We start from the raw sequence: 20,256 nt of genomic DNA, 5'->3' as shown, positions 1-20,256 counted from the left end.
GAAAGGAGTGTTTTCAACATGGTGAAAACAATTTTAACAGCGCCAGAAGGACCACCAAGTGATGTTGAGGAGATAAAGATTAAAAGTGATTATTTACGCGGTACACTGAAGGAAGTAATGCTCGAACGCCTGAGCGCCGGAATTCCTGACGATGATAACCGTTTGATGAAGCACCACGGCAGCTATTTGCAGGATGACCGTGATCTTCGTAATGAGCGTCAAAAACAAAAGCTTGAGCCAGCCTATCAGTTCATGCTTCGTGTCCGCTTGCCAGGAGGCGTTGCAACACCGGACCAATGGCTTGTTATGGACGATCTTGCAGATAAATATGGAAACGGTACATTAAAGCTGACGACAAGAATGACTTTCCAATTACACGGAATTTTAAAGTGGAATATGAAGAGTACGATTCAGGGAATTAATGCAGCGCTTATGGATACCATTGCAGCATGTGGTGACGTTAACCGTAACGTAATGTGTGCAGCAAATCCATATCAATCTGAGCATCATGCAGAAGTATATGAGTGGTCAAAGCAATTAAGCGATTATTTACTACCTCGGACTAGAGCATATTATGAAGTATGGCTTGATGAAGAGAAAGTAGCTGGGACACCAGATGCAGAGGTTGAACCAATGTACGGACCAACGTATCTGCCGCGTAAATTTAAGATTGGTATCGCAGTTCCGCCAACAAATGATATTGATGTCTTTTCTCAGGATTTAGGTTTAATTGCGATTATTGAAGATGATAAGCTCGTTGGCTTTAACGTAGCAATCGGCGGCGGTATGGGAATGTCACACGGCGATAAAGCAACATACCCTCAGCTTGCTAAAGTGATTGGTTTCTGTACACCTGACAAGATTCAAGATTTAGCGGAAAAAGTGATTACGATTCAACGTGATTATGGAAACCGTTCAGTTCGTAAAAATGCTCGTTTTAAATATACTGTTGACCGTCTAGGACTTGAAAATGTGAAGGCTGAATTAGAAGAACGCCTTGGCTGGAGCTTAGAGGAAGCAAGACCATTCCAATTTGATCATAATGGCGACCGTTACGGCTGGGTTAAAGGTGTAGCTGGTAAATGGAATCTAACCCTATTTATCCAAGGTGGACGTGTGGCAGATTATGATGATTATAAATTAAAAACTGGTTTACGTGAAATTGCGAAGGTTCATACAGGTGATTTCCATCTAACTGCAAATCAAAACGTGATTATTGCGAATGTATCAAGCCAGAAGAAGAAGAAGATTACCGAACTTGTAGAAAAATACGGTTTAACCGATGGTAAGCATTATTCAGCATTACGCCGTAGCTCTATTGCTTGTGTAGCCCTTCCAACATGCGGCTTGGCAATGGCTGAAGCAGAACGCTATTTACCAAGTTTACTTGATAAAATCGAGGAAATAATTGACGAAAGCGGACTTCAAGACAAGGAAATTAATATTCGTATGACTGGATGTCCAAATGGATGTGCCCGTCCTGCTCTTGGTGAAATTGCCTTTATTGGTAAAGCAGTAGGTAAATATAATATGTACCTTGGTGCAGCACATGATGGCAGCCGCTTAAGCAAAATGTATCGTGAAAACATTGGTGAAGAGGAGATCTTACGTGAACTTCGTGAAATTCTTCCTCGTTATGCTAAAGAGCGTTTGGAAGGCGAGCACTTTGGTGACTATGTCATCCGTGCGGGTATTATTAAAGCAACAACTGATGGCACTAATTTCCATGATTAATATTTTTATATAGTGAAAGAGACAGGTGATCCCTGTCTCTTTTTTTTATATATTTTTTGCGAAAAAATAATACTTTAGGAAAAGCTGTGTAAATCACACATTGTCTGATGAATACATAATTTGAACTAATAATTAAGCTGTCTGCGTTTAGTCTAAAGTATAGAGCAAATGCCTATTTTTATTAATCTAATAAAACAAAGTTGACAACTAGGAATAATTTAGATTAAAATGTAGAATATATAAGATATCAGAAAATACCCAATATTTATACCGATCGGTCAACCGAAGGTCCTCGATGAAAAAGGGTATCAGGAGAGAAGTGGGAGGATAACCATGAAAAAGTTAATTGTTTTTGCCTTTATTGGCTTTTTAGCTCAGTTGATCGACGGTGCACTAGGCATGGCCTATGGTGTAACATCGTCCAGTTTATTGTTAGCATTTAGTATTGCACCGGCAGTTGCTTCAGCTTCGGTCCATCTATCAGAAGTAGTGACAACAGCTGCGTCAGGTGTTTCACATATCAAATTTGGGAATGTTGATAAATCAGTTGTTTACAAATTGATTATCCCTGGATCCATCGGTGCCTTTTTAGGAGCTACTTTTTTAAGTAATATTCCAGGGGAATTGGCAAAGCCATATGTATCAATTTTTTTATTGGTATTAGGGCTGTATGTTTTGTTTCGCTTTCTATTTAACTATCGTCCGTCATCAGGTAATGGTCAATCAACTCTAACGAAAAAGCAAGCTATTCCGCTAGGCTTTATTGCAGGCTTCATGGACGCAACAGGCGGAGGCGGATGGGGTCCAATTGCGACACCTGTTCTTTTAAGTAAAAATGACATGAGTGCAAGAAGGGTAGTCGGAACAGTAGACACCAGTGAATTTGCAATTGCTGTATCAGCTTCATTAGGGTTCTTTATCTCACTGGGCTGGGCACAAGTCAATTGGCTTTGGGTGACAGCTTTAATAATCGGGGGTGTGATTGCAGCTCCAATTGCAGCTTGGCTTGTACAAAAGGTTCATCCGCAATTAATGGGTGTTCTAGTTGGTGGATTTATTATTTTTGTTAACTCTAGAACTCTATTTACAACCTGGATCGATAATACGTCCATTTATCCATATTTATATACACTTATTTTCTTCGGCTGGGCCATAGCAATCCTATTTACAGTTAATAAGCTTTCGAAAAAGAAATCTTCCATTTTTGTAAAACAAAAAAGGACTGGAAATATAGCGGATTAAAAATAAAATAAATCACCAAAATGCACGATCCTTTATATTCTTTGGTATAAAGGATCGTGCATTTGTTATTACTTTAGGATTCCTGTTTCCTTAGCCAGCTTTTTAAAAATATCTGTTTCATTTTGTACTTCTTTAGTAAAATCTTTAGAATTTAAATAGCCAGGTTCTAGCTTTACTTTTTCTAGTTGCTTGATAAACTCCTCATCTTTTTGCAGTTTTTCAATTGCGTTATCCCATTTTTTTATTATTTTATCAGGAGTTCCTGGTGCAAAGGACAGCCCGGTCCACCATCTAACTGTTAATTCTTTAAAGCCCTGCTCTTCTGTTGTTGGAACTTCAGGATAAAGAGGACTTCTTTCCGGTGATTGAACAGCAAGTAATTTGATCTTTCCTGAATCAACAAGCGGAGCAAACTCTCCAACTGTATGAATTCCTAATACAACATGGCCGCCGGCAACCTTTGCGGCAGAGTCTGATGCACCTTCAGAGGATACCATTTTAGTAGAATTATAGTCTACACCAATTGACTCAAGCCATTGTGCTGCTGCAAAAGCTGAAATCCCGGCAGGACCGACACTTGCCCAAGTTATTTGTTCAGGATTTGCCTTCACCCAATCTGAGAATTCTTCAAAGCTATTCCACGGGGCATCTGCCTTTACAGCATAAGCCATTGACCCAGTTGCAATACGAGAAACGAATAGGTTATCGTCTATTGTTAATGTAGGATTGGATGTTCCTGCTTCATGAAGGGATGTAGATGAGTTATTATTTACAAGGACTGTATAACCATCTGGTTTAGCTTCCTTCAAAGCATACTGAGCACCAATAATCCCGCCGCCCCCGGTTTTGTTCGTAACAATAATAGGCTGCCCCCACTCTTTGCTTAAATAATCTGCCACAGTTCTGGCAGCTAAATCTACACCGCCACCGGCTGAAAAAGGAACAACTAGTTCAATTTGTCTTACAGGATAATCAAGTCCCTTTTTTTCCTCTTTCTTCGGTGTAGCCCCTGAAGAACACCCAGAAATAATTAGACCTGCCATTAGTAAACAAGTGAACAATAGCGATAATTTTCGTTTCAAATAGAATTCCTCCTAGTAAGTTTATTAAAATTCCATTTGTTCCCCGGTTTCCTGAAGGATCCGTTTCTTAGTTCTTTTCATAAGAACAATAGAAATGATTAATGCAATGACAGCAAACACTAATATTGTCAGTGAGATTGGCCGCTCCACAAAGATGAATAAACTACCTGATGACATTTCTAAAGACTCAATAAAATATCTCTCGATTTTTGGTCCTAACACAAGGCATAAAATAAACGGAATGATTGGCCAGCGATATTTTTGAAATACATATCCTAGCCCGCCAAATATAATGGCTACTATAACATCAAACATACTATTTCGAACAGAATACGCACCAAGAACACTTATTAGGAGAATAAAAGGTGCTAAAATTCCAAAAGGTATTTCGGTGAGTTTTGCCCACAATCCAACTAAAGGAAGATTCAATAGCAGCAGGATCGTATTTCCGATAAACATACTGGCAATAATCGTCCAAACGATTTGATTATTTTGCTCAAATAAAACAGGACCTGGTGTTAATCCATATATCATGAGTGCTGCTAGTAGCACTGCGAGCGGTGGTGATGCAGGTATACCCAATGATAACAATGGGATAAAGCCGCCTGAACTTGTTGCATTGTTCGCTGACTCTGGCCCCGCAACGCCCTCAATAGCACCATCCCCAAATGTTTCAGGATATTTTGAAACCTTTTTTTCTAAATCATAAGCAAGGAAGGACGTAATTGTTGCTGAAACACCTGGAAGGATGCCTAGAAAAAAGCCTAGTACACTTCCTCTGAAAATGGAGGGTATACTCTGTTTTAAGTCTTGTTTGCTTGGATATACACTCTTAATTTTTACATGCTTTTTTAGACTGTGATTTTCTTCAAGTCCCTTTAAAACTTCAGCGATAGCAAAAAGACCAATGATGATACTGATCATTTCAAATCCACCAGTCAGAAAGGTAAGTCCAAAATCAAATCTAGGTGTACCTGTTGTTATCCCGATACCGACTAATGAGAAAAGAAAGCCAAACAAGCCCATAATGACCGATTTACGAAAGGAAAATCCTGTCAGATTAAATAGAATCAATAACGCAATCAAAAGTAAGGTGAAATATTCAGGAGGTCCAAACTTTAGCGCCTGATCAGCTAAAAAAGGAGCAAATAAGACTAATCCAATTAACCCGATGATTCCCGCTGCAAAAGAACCAATAGCTGCTATACCTAAAGCGGTCCCGGCTTTTCCTTTTTTTGCAAGAGGGTAGCCGTCTAGTGTTGTAGGGACAGAAGAAGATTCTCCGGGGATATTCATTAAAATCGCAGTCGTAGAGCCACCATACATAGAACCATAATAAATACCAGCCATCATCATTAATCCCTGCGCAGGGTCAAGAATCGTTGTGACTGGTAATAGTATGGCTATAGCAGATGTAGGACCAAGTCCTGGGAGAACTCCGACTAAAGTGCCAAGCAGCGATCCAACTAACACAATCAGAAGATTAGAAGGAGTTAAGACTTCACTAAATCCATTTAACAGGAACATGATTGAATCCATTGATAGCTCTCCTCCTTAAAACGTAAAATAACCAATTGGAAACGGTATTTTTAATATGACGATAAACAAGTAATATAAAAAAGCAGTTATTGCCGCCCCCAGCAAAATTGAGAAAAGCCATCGATAGTTTCCAATCATTTTTAATAACGTAATGGAGACAATCAACGTACTCATGACATAGCCAACGACCATGATGAATAAACAGTAAATAAACAAGATGAGAATGGATAGTATTATTCGTAACCTAGTTCTTCCGGAGGGGAGGGTTGGTTGGACTTCTTCTATTTTTCTATCGAAAAATACGGATAAGCCAAATAGGATAAGGAGAATACCGAGAAAACCTGGAAAGGCATGGTCACCGGTTAAAAGGTTTTTATTTAGCGGATAAAGCTGTATTCCTTCATTTAATGATATACATCCAAATAATATCGCTAGTAAACCTCCGACTTTTTTCTCAGAGATGAACTTAGATGTCATGAATGGCCTCCTTTCCATTAAAATAGTTAAAGCACAATGTTGATTTTAGCTACATGTTGATTGTAGCGAAGTGCCTGGAACGGAAATCAACTACCAAATTTAACTTAGTCTTATATTAAAGTTTTTAACAGTTTGACTTACTAAATATGTATGTTTCTTTTTTTCTCCAAAGTCCAAAAAAAGCAAATTAGCGGACAAAAATCATTGCATGTTTGGATCGTGTATTAATAAAAAAAGCACTCCTAGGAGTGCAAAAGGTACTAATGTAGTTATGATCAGTGATGGTGGACAGACCCGCCACTCATATCACCACTCATGATTAATAAAATCAATCCAACTGTTAGTAGTAAAACGGCCCAAATTAATTCAAAATTGATGATGTATTTTCTGAATTTAGCCATGCCAGCATAGTAGCCTAATAAGGCAAGAAGGCTCATAGAGGTTAGCATTCCGAGCTCATGAACCACCCAAATAGGGATAAGATCTGTCAGTCTCTCGGCAGAAAGGATAAAAGGTGCAAACAATAGCCCGGAACCATGAGTGGAGGAGGCAAGAAATGACCACAAAATCAATTGGCCATAACCAACCTTTAATCCGCCTGACCATTTGAAATGTCGATAATAGCGAAATAAGCGATAAAGTCCATACAAGATAATAAAGGTTGAGATAAAAAGATGAACAGTATGCAGTGGAAAATGAAATCTTGCTGCGGTTTGAAGTATAATAACAACCCCATCACCAAGCATCTGTCCCAACGCAATAGGGAAAATAGCAAAAAACAACACACGCACATTATTTCGTTGTACAGCTAAAAATACGGCAAATAACCAACCCATTGCCGGGTTAAGACCGTGAAAAGCCCCTAAAAGAGTAGCCGCAATTAATTGACTGTCATGTGAAAGAAGGATGTCAGCCATGCTAGCATCTCCTTATCAAGGATAACAAAAAGTGTCAGTAGAGCAATCTCCTCCATCCAGTCGAATTTGATGTGCTCTTACCTTGCCGAATTCAACAAAAAAGTCTTTATCAATCTCCATACCACCATTAGGATTGATATTTACTTTTACCATTGCGCCTTTGATTCCAGACGGATAGAATTGATCATCCCATGCTTTATATAATGAGTTGGAAAAATAGGCTCTTTTTCCATCCCTGCTCAATTCCACCATCTGTACCCCGCCTGTCATATTTTTTCCGGAAGGATGTGGAACGGGATTAGCAATACCGCCGATTTTCACTTTATCAATCAACTTTGCATTGAATGGGTCACTAACATCATATTGAATCAACTCTCCTGTTCCCCAGCAGGATACATAGAGAAAACGGTCATCAAGAGACAGGACCATGTCAGTTACAAGCGGAGGAACTGCTCCGATATCTTTAAGAGCTGGTGGAAGAAGAGCAGGATCTGTAGGGACAGCTGGAATCTCAATAATTTTCTTTGCATTCCATTTGCCGTTATCCTGATACCAAACCCAGATAGAGCTTGCTAAATTCGTTACGTCAATAACAACGCTTGAAAAGCCATAGGTTTTCCGGGGATTATGAGCAGGACGAAGCTCCAGCACCATTTGATGTTGATCACCTAAATCCACTTCCTGAACAAAGCTTCTAGACTTACTATCAAAGAAAAAGATACTATGACCATATTTCCTCTGAAGCAGGGCATCTAAATTAAGGCCATGTTCAAATAAATCAGGTGTGGCCCATCCACTCGTGATCGTCACATCATGCGCAATATGCCACCAAAAATCATAGGCAAATACCTGTGGTCCTCGGTCCATTTCCCAGGCACCTAACACATTGAAATTAAAATGATCAAGCAGCAGTATTCCACCTGGACCGCCGTTCCCATCCGCTTCTCCTAATGCACTGATAAATATTCCTTCAGGACCGCAATGGACGGTATGGAGCCGACTGTATCCGGTGCGTTTTTTAATTTCTTCTGGTTCAATTGTTCGGACAATTTTCGGTCTTTTTGGATCTGGTTTCGTATCAATAATATAAATTCGGGAGGAACGTATTCCGGGAACAATTAAATATCTACGTTCTAATTGAGGATGAAAAGCAGTAGGACATAGGGCTGAACTGCAGGCATTCCAACCAAAATGATGGAGTTCATCCTCAGCACCATGCGGCATATCAAGCTTATAAATAAGCTTTCCATAAGTCTCGGACACAGGGTCCAAATCAATAACGCCAATTCCATCAGGATTTAATAAGGCAACGTAAGCAAGTTTTTCAATGGGGGCCTCCATTGCAGATCGAGGGGAAGGATAGAAGGTTGGATCTGTCCCAAACCATTTACTCACAATGATCATCCTCTCAAAAATAATGGTTTTGATACTATTATTATTCATATTAAACCAATAGGGGAATTAGTCTTAGATAAGATAAAAAGTTATTTTCAGCAGATTGCAATTAGTTACCCTGAATGGACTTAGAAACTTACATGAAGAGGTAAATGATGCAGAAAAGCAAAAACTCCAGTATTGATGTGACTGGAGTTTTTTCTATTCATTATAGGGCTTCTTTAATAACCTTTTTGTAATACAAAACGGAAAGGATTCCGAAGATAGAGTATAAGGCAGTATAAAGAACCATAACGATAATCATCGGAGTCCAAACCTCTGTTCCAAATAAGAACCAGCCTGATTGGACGGCAAAGTATCCGTGCAGTAAGCCAATCAATAATGGAATACCGAAATTAAAGATTTGCTTCGCCTGGATTCCCTTCACCAAGTCTCCCTCGGTGAACCCAAGTTTTCTTAAAATCGTGTAGTTTGACTTTTCATCCTCGCTCTCATCCATTTGTTTAAAATAAAGGATGCAGCCTGATGTGATTAGAAAGGTCAAACCTAAAAAGCCGACGATGAACATTGTAAGCCCATAGAGATGCTTCTGCTCATCACTTCTTTCGATACGGGATAAATTCATTGTGTCTTCATGAAAGGAACTCCTAAATAGCCTTGCTGCTTCGTCTATTTTATCATCCTCAATAAGATCAATCCCGATATGCAAAGAGTATTCTCCTTGGATCGTCGGATCGATGTCCTTTTTTAAGGATTGGAAAACGGTATCGTCCACTATTGCATTCGGGATACCGCCGGCTGTGAAATAGTAGGATAGATATTTGTCCTTTTGTATTCCTTGAAATGCAAGTGGAACTGTATGCTGTTTTCCGATTAGTTCAAGGTTTCCTGAATCCTTGAAAGTTAAAAACCTATTTAGCATATCGTTATAACCGGTAAATAGTACTTCTCCCTTTGATATGTCCATATCAATGGATTTCTCACTGATGACAGGAACAGGCATACGGGTCAGATCATTGGTTAAGATACTTTCATCAAGGTTACTGACGATTATATTTTCTAAATTTGCTTCAGCCTGAAGAACTTCAATGTCCCGCTCGATAAAATCAATCTTATTCTCCGTTAATTTCGCTTTAAACAGTTCAGAGTCTACCGTATTGATAAAGGCAAAGTCGCCTCCCACTACATATTCAGCGTTTACTTCAGCAGAATAGTACGATATATAGCTTAGTGAAAGTAACCCAATTGCTAATGCTGAAACAGTCGTTATTATCGTTAACAGTAACGCATTTGATTTCATTCGAAACATAATGGATGAAAGGGAAAGAACCTCATTAATGTTTAAGTAGCCATCTTTCTTTTTACGTATAAGGTAAAAGATAAAACGCACGGATCCCTTGTAGAAAAGATAGGTTCCAATAATGACTGCTGCAAGAATAAATACCATCGCCATAAACAGCTCATTTAAGCTGACGAAATCTCCGCCAAATAACTTTGAGGATATATAATAGCCCAAAATAATAAGGAGAATCCCGGCAATTCCGTATATCATTTCGAAAATAGATACTTTCTTTACCTTCTCTTCTGTGGAGGATTTGACCCGAAAAAGGGATAGAATGCTTTGTTTTTTTATAAAAAACCAATTCATTAAGATAATGAACAGATAAATCACACTAAAGACAATCAGTGTCTGAATGAAGGCCTCCAATGAAAAACTTAATGCAGCAATGCCATCTACCTTTGTGACTTTAAAAAGAATCATCATAATCAGCTTTGAAACCGAGAATCCAATAAAGATACCGACGATCATGGAGCTAAAATAAAGAATCAGGTTTTCGATGGTCAGGATTTGCAGGATTTTTCCTTTTGTCATTCCGACTAGCTGAAACAGTCCGATTTCTTTACTGCGTCGCTTGATGAAAATATTGTTAGCGTACAATAGAAATATTGAAATAATGGCGACAAGCAGGATGGAAGCTGTGCGTATGGCAGCAGCACCTTTAATTGTACCTTTTGTTTCATCCATTGCCGGGTCATACTGAAGCGTAACAAAGGCAAAATAGAGGGCGACTGTAAAGATAAGCGCAAAAACATACAGATAGTAATTTTTTAGATTTTTTTTCAGGCTGCTTAGGATAAGCTGATTAATGTTCATGGGGCACGCCTCCTAATACAGCCTGTGTTTTCATGATATCTTGAAAGAAGATTTGCCTCGATTGTTCTCCTTTATTTAACTGCGTGTAGATTTTGCCATCCTTAATAAAAATAACGCGGCTGCAATAGCTGGCTGCAACAGGGTCGTGTGTAACCATTAAGATAGTTGCTTTCCTTTTTTGATTTAAATCGCTCAGCTTGTTTAACAAATCGGAAGCGGACTTCGAGTCAAGTGCGCCGGTCGGTTCGTCGGCAAAGATAATACTAGGCTCATGTATAAAGGCCCTGGCTGCTGAGGTACGCTGCTTTTGACCTCCTGAAATTTCATTCGGATATTTGTCCTTTATGTCATATATGCCAAGATCTGTTGCCACTGCTTTAAATGTTTCTTCCGCTGCTTTTTTCGGGGTTTTCGTAATCGACAAGGGCAGAAGAATATTTTCTTTGACGGTAAGCGTATCTAACAGGTTGTAGTCTTGAAAAATAAAACCGAGATAATGCTTACGAAACTCGGCTAATTGTTTTTCTTTCATCGCGGTCATTTCTTTTCCGTCGATATAAATTGTCCCATCGCTGACCTTATCAATGGAAGAAAGGACATTAAGCAAGGTCGTTTTCCCCGAGCCGGATGCACCCATAATACTGACAAATTCTCCTTGTTCAACACGAAGGTCAATCCCCACTAAGACCTCTTGTTTATTAAACTTATTGCCGTAGCTTTTATAAATTTTATTTGCTTCTAAAATGTTCATTCCCATCCACACTCCTATACTTCGATACTATCATTATAAAAATTGCAGCAATCTTTTTCCTTTCATTTAACGAACAAACGATAAAAGCATGTGACATTTTTGTCACATGCCTATTATTTGTACAAACTCATTCTTTTTCGGAAAGGTTAAGGTAAAGGTTGTTCCTACATTAGGTGTGGAGACAGCTTCTATATGTATAGACAAATTCAGAGCTGCTTTTTTTACTAGATAAAGACCCATGCCGGTTGCTCCATTGTCTTGATGTTCCGTTGTGGATGTAAAGCCTTTGTCAAATATGCGCGGAAGATCCTTTGCATCGATTCCACGGCCAAAATCCTGGACCTCTAGCTTTAATTGGCCATTTTGTAGATAGCTTTTTACGTTAATATCGGACGCTTCACTGTATTTTACAGCATTTGTTAACAGCTGGCGAATGATAAAAGAGAGCCATTTTGCATCCGTTAAGACTTCTGATATTTCTAACTCAACATCAAAGCCAATTCCTTTTTGAATACACCAAGATCGTAATGTTTTAATCTCCGTGAAAATTAATGCTTGAAGATCTGTCATTTCGATATAGAGATCGTTCTCCATGAAAGGAATACGCTTTTGATGGAGCTGCTGGTCAAGGAGTAAATGTATTCGCAGCCATTCATAGGTTAATTGGGATTTTACACCTTCATCAGGAATCCGATCAATCATTAAATTCATGGCTGTCAGCGGGGTTTTCACCTCATGTATCCATGCTAATAGTTCATCCTTCTCCTGCTCCATTGTCACTCTGTTTTTTGCCATATCCTTTTTCAGCATGTCAATCTGCTCAGTCAGCTTTTGTTCCACAATAGCTTCAAAGGGGGTTTCTGCGGAAGATAAACCGTTTAAATCTAAATAATTATCCCATTCCTTAACGCTTTTATAAAATTTAGTTTCCTTTTGATAACGGATAAAGAGAAAGATGATAAAAATAATCAGCGATAAAAAGACAATATAAAGAATCGGTTTCACTGGGATGGTTGAATCCAGATAACTAACGAATAGTATGAAAGCCTGCAGAGAAATAAATAGTAAAATCCAGCTCAGTCTTTCCAGGATATAGTTAGGAATCATATGTATCAGAGTCCTTTGCGATGTATCCTTGTCCGACCTTTGTTTCGATAAATTGTCCTAACTGAATGCTGTCCAATTTTTTTCTTAAGCGATTGATATTGACGGTTAAGGTATTATCACTGACAAAACGCTCATCATCCCATAAGCTCTTAATTAATTCTTCCCGGCTGACAATTTTATTTTTTTGTTCAACGAGCAACTTCAAGATGTAAATTTCATTTTTGGTTAATTCAACTGCACCGTTCTCATTTGCAACGGTATTTTTTTCATAATCAACAGTTGCCCCACACCATGTTTTAAGCGCAATGGGTTCGGTATTGTAATTATAGACACGGCGGAGGATGGCCTGTATCTTGGCGATCAGTACATCAAAATGAAATGGCTTTTGAATAAAGTCGTCTGCCCCGAGCTGCATGGACATTACCATATCGGTCGGATGATCACGAGAGGATAAAAATAGAATCGGCACGTTTGAATGAGCACGAATCATTCGGCACCAATGAAACCCATCAAATTTGGGTAATTGAATATCAATAATGACTAAATCGGGTTTAATCATTGTAAATTCCTGCATGACTTGACTGAAGTCAGAAATCCCATATACATCATAGGACCATCCAGTTAAACGATCCTTTATTTCTTGAAATAGTGTTGTATCATCCTCAATCAATAATAGCTTAAACACATTTTTCACCACACCATACACATAGTTGTCAGGATCTAAAAACTGGCCATGAAAATCCTGATTTACTTCGATTGTAAAGCAAAAACAAAATGTGCGCTATTACGAAGATATAGAGCCTTTCATAAAGATTGAATAAAGTGGGACACTAAAAAATGACGACGGGAGAATGGAAAGGAGAAAAAATGGAGCAAAAACAATCTTATATAAAGGATAACAAAGAGGAAAAGGATCTTTATGGGTTGGAAAAAGAAATGAGTCTTCAATTCGTTCAATTTGCAACAACAGATAATCCTTACTTTAATGAGAATGATAAAGATGATAACGAAAAGGAGTGAACAAAATGTTCACTCCTGCTTTATTTTTTCTGCAAGATTCAGCGCCGTATTAGAGACGGTTAAATCTCCCTGCAGCTGTTCACTTAAATTATGTGGATGATAATAGCCCTTCGCAATCATATAGTCGGAGATTTTTCCATGTGTTTCAATAGCAGCACGTAATTGCTCTCTTAACGCGTCACGAAGCTCTGGCGTAGCAGCTTCAGTGATAGCGACGGAATAATTTCTTACTCCTGATTTTGCTGACATCAAGAAATCAGTTGCAATAACCTGATCCGTCAATCCGCCCATTCCCATTATATTTTGTATAAGCTGGTTCATTATTGTGCCTCCCGGTTGGTTAAAAACTGTTGCAGCTGCTGGATATGCTGTGTTCCTGTTGTAACATCACTTTCAAGAATCGCTTTAAGTTTTTCATCCTGTGCAAGCTTACTCATTGTAACTGCTTTGGTTAGACATAGATTTTTAAAAGTCAGTATTTCGTGGACATCCAATGTTTCATGTAAACCTAGATATTTTGTCATTTTCTCACTCCATTTTAATATTTCGCATTCTTATATTTTCTATGTCGCCGCTACATTATTCATTTGTTCCTCCGATAGCAGAGTCGATTTCTCTAAACTAATAATAAGGAAGGAAGTTTAGGGGAAAATACATTTATCTAATCCAAAATGGGAGGTGTTGTTTATGGATAAGGATACGCTTGCACTGCATGAAACGCTTGAGGCACATGAAATACTTAATTTCAAGACGGTTTGTCTGCTTAAATCAAAATTAATGCAGGGGATGTGCTTTAACAATGAATTGAAAGCGTTAATGGAAAAGGATGTACAGCAATCAGTAAAAGATATCAATGAGCTGGTTAGTTACTATAAGCAAAATGAAATTCTACATTAATGTGGAGGTGGAAGAATGCAAGATTATTTAGATCCGAGAAATGCAGAAGGAATGCCGAATTTAGCTGATTCTGCATTTGCGATGGACTTTCTTTTATCAGTCAAAAATGGTATCCGCAACTATGGGTTTGCCCTCACTGAAACTGCTAGCCCTGAGCTCAGAAATCTTCTGTCCAAACAAATGGAAGCGGCAATTGATTTACATGGTGAAATTTCTCAGCTTATGATCAAAAATGGCTGGCTGAATCCTCATAACTTTGATGAGCAATTTAAGGTTGACCTTAAGTCTGCTGAAACAGCAGTACAAATAGCACAATTGAACTTATTTCCAATTGATACGGATCGCCAGGGAATGTTCGCGACACCAAATAAATAAGGGAGGGATCTAGTTCCATGAAGGCTGTTACATACCAGGGAATTAAAAATGTTGAAGTAAGAGAAGTGAAAGATCCTACCATAGAAAATCGGGACGATATTATCGTCAAGATTACAACATCTGCCATATGCGGGTCCGACCTGCATTTGATACATGGAATGATCCCTAGTACTCCCACGGACTTTGTCATTGGTCATGAACCGATGGGTATTGTAGAGGAAGTGGGACCAGAAGTAACAAAAGTCAAAAAAGGAGATCGGGTTATCATTCCATTTCAACCTGCTTGCGGGCACTGCTGGTACTGTAGTCATGACCTGACAAGTCAGTGTGATAATGCCAATCCCCATGGTGAAATGGGAGGATTCTTTGGCTATTCTGAACTAACAGGGGGACTAGCTGGAGGACAAGCTGAATATTTACGAGTACCCTTTGGGAATTTTACTCCCTTTAAAATACCGGATGATTGTAAAGTTGAAGATGAGAAATTAGTGCTTCTTGCGGACGTTGCGGGAACCTCCTATTGGAGTGTTGACAATGCCGGGGTTAAAGAGGGTGATACGGTGGTTATTTTAGGATGCGGACCTATTGGTCTAATGGCACAAAAGTTTGCTTGGTTAAAGGGAGCGAAAAGAGTCATTGCAGTGGATTATATTGATTATCGCCTTCAACATGCGAAACGAACAAATAATGTAGAAATCATAAATTTTGAACAGCATGATAATACAGGAGAGTATATAAAAGAAATCACTAAAGGCGGAGCAGATGTTGTGATTGATGCAGTGGGTATGGATGGAAAGTTCACACCGCTTGAGTTTTTAGCATCCGGATTAAAACTGCATGGAGGTTCAATGGGTGCCCTGGTCATGGCCAGCCAGGCAGTACGAAAAGGCGGAACGATTCAAGTTACCGGTGTATACGGCGGCCGGTATAACGCCTTTCCTTTAGGAGATATTTTTCAGAGAAATATTACTGTAAAAACAGGCCAAGCGCCGGTTATCCCGTATATGCCGTATTTATATCAATTGGCTAATGAGGAAAAGGTCAATATGGGAGACATTATTACGCATGTAATTCCCTTAGATCAAGCGAAGCATGGTTATGAGGTGTTTGATACGAAAACAGAGGACTGTATTAAAGTTGTCTTAAAACCTTAAAGCGCTTCATATGAAACAGGGGACAAAATTGGGACTTGATCTAGTTAAAGATTATGTCCCAATTTCTTTTGAGAATTCTAAATAATGAAAAGTCTATTGACATTTATATCGAATTAATTTATTATCATTATTGAGAATGGTAATAAAAATTAGTTTGACAGAATATCAAACAATCTTAGATATTTTCAATATATACGAATAGAAATAAGTATATATTTTTTTAAGGCTTATTGTTATCATTATCGATAATGATAACAATAAGCCTTAAAACTGAATCATATAGGGGAGGAATGAATATGATTAGCAATCTTACTATCGCATCAATGGTTGGATTTGTACTTTATTCAATTTTATTATTTGTAGGATTTATACTGTTTAATAAAAGGAAAACGGGTATCTCTATAAAGCCGATGATTATTGGCAGTATTGGCTTTATCGTGTTTACACAGATATTAGAAAAAGTATTGCATCTAGTGGTCGTTACTCAATTTCCAAATTATGCAGATCATCCAGTATTTTTTGGTATATATGGAGGAATGGCTGCAGGAATATTTGAAGAGGTTGGAAGGTTTGTCCTGTTTACATGGCTTCTTAAGAAGTACTTAGATTATAAAGGCGGGTTATCCTTTGGTATTGGATGGGGAGGAATTGAAGCGGTACTTTTAGCTCTAATGATGACAGTACCCAATATCATTTTCGCTTTCATGATTAATTCAGGTACGTTTGAAACCGTTATGGCAGCTCAGCTTCCAAGTGACCAAATTTCCATGATCAAAGAAACAATAGTAAGTCAACATGCAGGTTTTTATTTATTGGGTGCATCTGAAAGATTTTTTGCCGTATTATTACAGATTGCTTTAAGTTTAACGGTATTACTGGCAGTCGTTAAAAAGAAACTATCCTATTTAATATACGCAATTCTAATCCATGCAGTTATTGATTTTCCATTTGTGTTTGTCCAAACAGGCCATTTCACAAGTTTATGGGTGCTTGAAATTTATTTCGCTGTTATTGGGATTTTATCGCTGTTCTATATAAAAAGGATTAAAAAAGGCTTACAATAGCTAACTGCATTTTCCCTATGTATATTTTTATGAATAAGACGAACCATAATAGATGTTATGGAGGTGAATGATTTGTCAAAAGAACCGTCAAATATGAAATCTCAAACTAATCAACAAGGTGCGGGTTCCCAATACCACAAGGAACATGCAGAAAATGTGCAAGGCTATGGATCAAATGCTGTTGGTTCAAATGATGAAAGTATTACTAATATGACAAACAAGAGCAATCAATAACATGAATAGACGCCCATTTGCGGCGTTTTTTCTTATGCTAAGAGAAAAAATTGTTTAACTACAGACGAATTATCGATATAATTGTTTTTTATTACAATAATATTAGTTAGAAGAACATAATGAATCTCGTATTATACAAGGAAAAGGGCTGATACTATGAGTAGCGCAAAGGGAAAAGGCGGAACCGGTAGAGGAACAGGGAAAAAGGGCTGGACTCGTTGGCAGGCTGGTGCTAATAAAGCAAAGAGTGCAAAACCATATAAAAGCAAAGGCACTAAAAGTCGAGAGAAATAGTCACTGGTAGGAAGTGATGAATTTGATTAATGCACTTATTTTATTTATTCTTGCAGGTCTTGCTGAAATCGGCGGGGGTTATTTAATTTGGTTATGTATTAGAGAGGGCAGACCCATTTATTGGGGTATCGTTGGGGGTTTAGTGCTGGCACTATACGGTGTGATAGCTGCCTTTCAATCTTTTCCATCCTTTGGCAGAGTATATGCTGCATATGGAGGAATATTTATTATTATTTCAGTGCTTTGGGGCTGGGGGATTGATAAGAAAACACCTGATTTATATGATTGGTTAGGTGCAGGTATATGTATTATAGGAGCGTCGGTTATATTATTTGCCCCAAGGCATTAATGAAGAAAGCCTGTAGAATGTCTACAGGCTTTCTTCATTAATTAGGCTGATTATTCTCTGTAAAAAACTCATCAATGGCACGGGTCCAGTTGATTCGTGCCATTTTAGAGGCTGTTTCGGGGTCCTTCTTTTCAAAGGCTTCGATTATTGCTTCGTGCTCTTCAATTGATTGTGTAGTTAGTATCACAGATTGATGATGAAAAAGTCTCATGACATGTGCTTGAAGAGTAGACACTGCATTCGAGATATAAGAGTTTTGAGCAGTTTCAATAATCAAATTATGATATTGGTCATCAAATTTGAGTGCTGAATAAAAATCGTTACGGTGAATGGCCTGAGCAAAGCTTGAATTCAATTCACGCAGTGTTTTAATTGTCTGTTCATTAATAATTGGAGTTGCAATTTCTGCTGCTAGAGCCTGAAGCGCACCTAATGGAGGTAATATCTTTGCAATATCCTCTTTCTTAACAGAGGTTACTTGTGTACCAACGCCAGGAAACATTTCCACGAACCCTTGGACATTTAATAATTGGAGAGCTTCTCTAATAGGTGTCCTGCTTACCCCTAATGCTTGTGCAAGATCAGCATCATGTAGCTTCTCTTGTGGCTTTAATGTCCCGTCAATAATCCATTCTTGAATCTGCGAAAATGCACGCTCTTTCGCAGATACACGTGTTGGGGTAGAGAAATTAGTTGGTATTGGCATGATATAACCCACCTTTTGTTCATATAAATATGTTTTTTTAAAAATACTCTTTTCATAGTCTTTAATACTATTATTATATATATTAAAATATATAAATGCAATATATCGCATTAATCGACATTATTTTAGAGTAATATATTGCATAAGTATTTTGCATGTGGTATCTTAAGTGTACCGATATATTACATACTTCTAAAAAGGAGGCAGCAAGGAATAGCTTATTCTAAACTAAGCTATCAGAAAATTTAAATTAAAGTAAGTTTTTATATTAGTATCATTGTTTTAACTTTTGCTAAATCAGTAGGAAATATATAAAAATAGTATCCTGCTACTATTACATGCATTTTAGCATCGGGATAGCACTTCTAGGAGGGGAAAAAATGAAACAAAAAATGTCATTTTCTTATTTAATTGCAGTTGGCTTTATGCTTTTCGCTTTATTCTTTGGAGCAGGAAACTTAATTTTCCCTGCGATGCTGGGTCAATCAGCAGGAACAAATTTATGGTCAGCTAACTTTGGTTTTATTGTTACTGGTGTTGGCTTGCCATTACTTGGTGTAATTGCGTTAGGTTATTCAGGTAAAAGTGATTTACAATCATTAGCTAGTCGTGTAAGTCCATTTTTCGGCATTGCTTTTACTGTCGTGCTTTATTTATCAATTGGACCATTATTTGCGATTCCAAGAACTGGAACTGTATCATTTGAAATGGGAGTTAAGCCGTTTATCGCAGAGGAATATACTACAATTGGACTATTAATCTTTTCAATCATCTTTTTCGGGATTACACTTTATTTTTCATTAAAATCTCAAAAAATTGTTGATATCGTCGGCAAAGTGTTAACACCGCTATTATTAATATTTATTGCTATTCTTATTATTACAGCTTTTATCAAGCCAATGGGCGTTTTCCAAGCACCTACTGAAAATTATGTAACAGATGCATTTTATAAAGGCTTCCAAGAAGGTTACTTAACAATGGATGCACTTGCAGCATTTGTTTTTGGTATTATTGTTATTAATGCCGTTAAGGAACGAGGAGCAACAACTAGAAAAGAAATTATGAGTGCCGTTGCAAAGACAGGTCTTATTGCAGCAGGATTGCTTGCTATTATTTACACTTCACTTACGTTTATCGGTGCTTCTAGTGTAGAAAAACTTGGGTCATTAGAAAATGGCGGCGCTGTTCTAGCAGGTGCAGCTAACCATTACTTTGGATCATACGGCGGGATTTTACTAAGCTTAATTGTATTTGGTGCATGTTTAACAACAAGTATCGGTTTAATCACATCTTGTGCAACATATTTTAATAAGTTGTTTCCAAACATTTCTTACGCAAAATTTGCCGTTATCTTCTCAGTTTTTAGTACAGTATTTGCTAACTTTGGCTTAAGTCAATTAATTGCCATCTCCGTGCCTGTATTAGTAGCGATTTATCCTTTAGCTGTTTGTTTAATGGCTCTTACATTCTTACACAACTTCTTTAAAGGAAGAAAAGAAGTATATCAATGGAGTATGGGATTAACCTTTATCGTAGCATTATTTGATGGGTTAAATGCAGCTGGTATCAGCTTTGCTCCAATTAATGATTTATTTGCCAATGTATTACCATTGTACAGTCAAGGTTTAGGCTGGATTGTTCCAGCAATCGTGGGTGCTTTAATTGGATATGTGACTAGTTTAGTAGTTAAAGAAAATTTAAAGTCTACTCCGGTAGAAAACTAATTAGACAAAGATAACAGAAAAGGTCCACCAGATAAAATCT

Annotated in this window: 23 protein-coding genes; 11 read left to right on the top strand and 12 right to left on the bottom strand. The window is 37.9% G+C overall.

The features are described from left to right. Window positions 1-18 precede the first annotated feature (18 nt). Both cysI and ACHUFV_RS14155 read left to right on the top strand, forming a co-directional pair. Window positions 19-1,734 carry an assimilatory sulfite reductase (NADPH) hemoprotein subunit gene (gene cysI / locus ACHUFV_RS14160; protein ID WP_394235197.1) on the top strand — a complete coding sequence of 572 codons (1,716 nt, stop codon included), beginning with the start codon at window positions 19-21 and terminating at the stop codon, window positions 1,732-1,734. A 333-nt stretch (window positions 1,735-2,067) separates the two neighbouring features. Next, window positions 2,068-2,976, top strand: coding sequence for a sulfite exporter TauE/SafE family protein (locus ACHUFV_RS14155; protein WP_394235196.1), 909 nt, complete (start codon window positions 2,068-2,070; stop codon window positions 2,974-2,976). A gap of 68 nt (window positions 2,977-3,044) precedes the next feature. Here ACHUFV_RS14155 and ACHUFV_RS14150 read toward each other — a convergent pair whose 3' ends face one another. The 9 genes from ACHUFV_RS14150 to ACHUFV_RS14110 form a co-directional block, all read right to left on the bottom strand. Beyond that, complete coding sequence (locus ACHUFV_RS14150) at window positions 3,045-4,058, bottom strand: tripartite tricarboxylate transporter substrate binding protein (protein WP_394235194.1); 1,014 nt, start codon at window positions 4,056-4,058, stop codon at window positions 3,045-3,047. A gap of 24 nt (window positions 4,059-4,082) precedes the next feature. Then, window positions 4,083-5,597: a tripartite tricarboxylate transporter permease gene (locus tag ACHUFV_RS14145; RefSeq protein ID WP_394235193.1), complete on the bottom strand. Its 1,515-nt coding sequence runs from the start codon at window positions 5,595-5,597 to the stop codon at window positions 4,083-4,085. 15 nt (window positions 5,598-5,612) lie between these two features. Further along, entirely contained in the window at window positions 5,613-6,074 is a 462-nt protein-coding gene (locus ACHUFV_RS14140) for a tripartite tricarboxylate transporter TctB family protein (protein ID WP_394235191.1), read from the bottom strand. Window positions 6,075-6,349: 275 nt separating this feature from the next. Next, entirely contained in the window at window positions 6,350-6,991 is a 642-nt protein-coding gene (locus ACHUFV_RS14135; protein WP_394235189.1) for a hypothetical protein, read from the bottom strand. Window positions 6,992-7,006: 15 nt separating this feature from the next. Then, window positions 7,007-8,386, bottom strand: coding sequence for a selenium-binding protein SBP56-related protein (locus ACHUFV_RS14130; protein ID WP_394235187.1), 1,380 nt, complete (start codon window positions 8,384-8,386; stop codon window positions 7,007-7,009). A 208-nt stretch (window positions 8,387-8,594) separates the two neighbouring features. Next, complete coding sequence (locus tag ACHUFV_RS14125) at window positions 8,595-10,541, bottom strand: FtsX-like permease family protein (protein ID WP_394235186.1); 1,947 nt, start codon at window positions 10,539-10,541, stop codon at window positions 8,595-8,597. After that, window positions 10,531-11,292 carry an ABC transporter ATP-binding protein gene (locus tag ACHUFV_RS14120; protein ID WP_394235184.1) on the bottom strand — a complete coding sequence of 254 codons (762 nt, stop codon included), beginning with the start codon at window positions 11,290-11,292 and terminating at the stop codon, window positions 10,531-10,533. The genes ACHUFV_RS14125 and ACHUFV_RS14120 overlap by 11 nt, the downstream gene beginning before the upstream one ends. A 102-nt stretch (window positions 11,293-11,394) precedes the next feature. Then, window positions 11,395-12,399 carry a sensor histidine kinase gene (locus ACHUFV_RS14115; RefSeq protein WP_394235182.1) on the bottom strand — a complete coding sequence of 335 codons (1,005 nt, stop codon included), beginning with the start codon at window positions 12,397-12,399 and terminating at the stop codon, window positions 11,395-11,397. After that, on the bottom strand, window positions 12,389-13,084 hold the full coding sequence (locus ACHUFV_RS14110; RefSeq protein ID WP_394235180.1) for a response regulator transcription factor: 696 nt from the start codon (window positions 13,082-13,084) through the stop codon (window positions 12,389-12,391). The genes ACHUFV_RS14115 and ACHUFV_RS14110 overlap by 11 nt, the downstream gene beginning before the upstream one ends. 182 nt (window positions 13,085-13,266) lie before the next feature. On the opposite strand from ACHUFV_RS14110, the gene ACHUFV_RS14105 reads away from it, so the two are divergent. Next, window positions 13,267-13,419, top strand: a complete 153-nt coding sequence (locus ACHUFV_RS14105; protein WP_394235178.1) for a hypothetical protein — start codon at window positions 13,267-13,269, stop codon at window positions 13,417-13,419. Between the two features lie 9 nt (window positions 13,420-13,428). Here the strand turns inward: ACHUFV_RS14105 and ACHUFV_RS14100 are convergent, their stop codons facing one another. Together ACHUFV_RS14100 and ACHUFV_RS14095 are read right to left on the bottom strand one after the other, a co-directional pair. Then, the gene (locus tag ACHUFV_RS14100) at window positions 13,429-13,740 is read right to left on the bottom strand and encodes a spore coat protein (protein WP_394235176.1); all 312 of its coding nucleotides are present in this window, start codon (window positions 13,738-13,740) and stop codon (window positions 13,429-13,431) included. Continuing rightward, on the bottom strand, window positions 13,740-13,943 hold the full coding sequence (locus ACHUFV_RS14095) for a hypothetical protein (RefSeq protein ID WP_394235174.1): 204 nt from the start codon (window positions 13,941-13,943) through the stop codon (window positions 13,740-13,742). The genes ACHUFV_RS14100 and ACHUFV_RS14095 overlap by 1 nt, the downstream gene beginning before the upstream one ends. 163 nt (window positions 13,944-14,106) lie before the next feature. Between ACHUFV_RS14095 and ACHUFV_RS14090 the strand changes: the two genes are divergently transcribed. From ACHUFV_RS14090 to ACHUFV_RS14060, 7 genes are all read left to right on the top strand, one after another. Next, window positions 14,107-14,316, top strand: a complete 210-nt coding sequence (locus ACHUFV_RS14090) for a spore coat protein (RefSeq protein WP_394235172.1) — start codon at window positions 14,107-14,109, stop codon at window positions 14,314-14,316. Between the two features lie 15 nt (window positions 14,317-14,331). Continuing rightward, window positions 14,332-14,691 carry a spore coat protein gene (locus tag ACHUFV_RS14085; RefSeq protein ID WP_394235170.1) on the top strand — a complete coding sequence of 120 codons (360 nt, stop codon included), beginning with the start codon at window positions 14,332-14,334 and terminating at the stop codon, window positions 14,689-14,691. A gap of 17 nt (window positions 14,692-14,708) precedes the next feature. Further along, window positions 14,709-15,845: a zinc-dependent alcohol dehydrogenase gene (locus ACHUFV_RS14080; protein WP_394235168.1), complete on the top strand. Its 1,137-nt coding sequence runs from the start codon at window positions 14,709-14,711 to the stop codon at window positions 15,843-15,845. Between the two features lie 296 nt (window positions 15,846-16,141). Then, entirely contained in the window at window positions 16,142-16,909 is a 768-nt protein-coding gene (locus ACHUFV_RS14075; RefSeq protein ID WP_394235166.1) for a YhfC family intramembrane metalloprotease, read from the top strand. 72 nt (window positions 16,910-16,981) lie between these two features. After that, entirely contained in the window at window positions 16,982-17,143 is a 162-nt protein-coding gene (locus ACHUFV_RS14070) for a hypothetical protein (RefSeq protein WP_394235164.1), read from the top strand. A 156-nt stretch (window positions 17,144-17,299) separates the two neighbouring features. Beyond that, the gene (locus ACHUFV_RS14065; protein ID WP_394235162.1) at window positions 17,300-17,437 is read left to right on the top strand and encodes a DUF3934 family protein; all 138 of its coding nucleotides are present in this window, start codon (window positions 17,300-17,302) and stop codon (window positions 17,435-17,437) included. Window positions 17,438-17,453: 16 nt separating this feature from the next. Next, window positions 17,454-17,786, top strand: a complete 333-nt coding sequence (locus tag ACHUFV_RS14060) for a YnfA family protein (RefSeq protein WP_394235160.1) — start codon at window positions 17,454-17,456, stop codon at window positions 17,784-17,786. Between the two features lie 37 nt (window positions 17,787-17,823). Here ACHUFV_RS14060 and ACHUFV_RS14055 read toward each other — a convergent pair whose 3' ends face one another. Then, window positions 17,824-18,492: a GntR family transcriptional regulator gene (locus ACHUFV_RS14055; RefSeq protein ID WP_394235158.1), complete on the bottom strand. Its 669-nt coding sequence runs from the start codon at window positions 18,490-18,492 to the stop codon at window positions 17,824-17,826. Between the two features lie 380 nt (window positions 18,493-18,872). Here ACHUFV_RS14055 and brnQ point away from each other — a divergent pair, with 380 nt between their 5' ends. Continuing rightward, window positions 18,873-20,216, top strand: coding sequence for a branched-chain amino acid transport system II carrier protein (gene brnQ, locus ACHUFV_RS14050; RefSeq protein WP_394235157.1), 1,344 nt, complete (start codon window positions 18,873-18,875; stop codon window positions 20,214-20,216). The last annotated feature ends 40 nt before the right edge of the window (window positions 20,217-20,256 follow it).

The sequence above is a fragment of the Niallia oryzisoli genome (assembly GCF_043641075.1).
Lineage (GTDB): Bacteria > Bacillota > Bacilli > Bacillales > Cytobacillaceae > Bacillus_BD > Bacillus_BD oryzisoli_A.
Note: the sequence above shows the minus strand (reverse complement) of the source record. Positions and strands in the feature narration are given on the sequence as shown.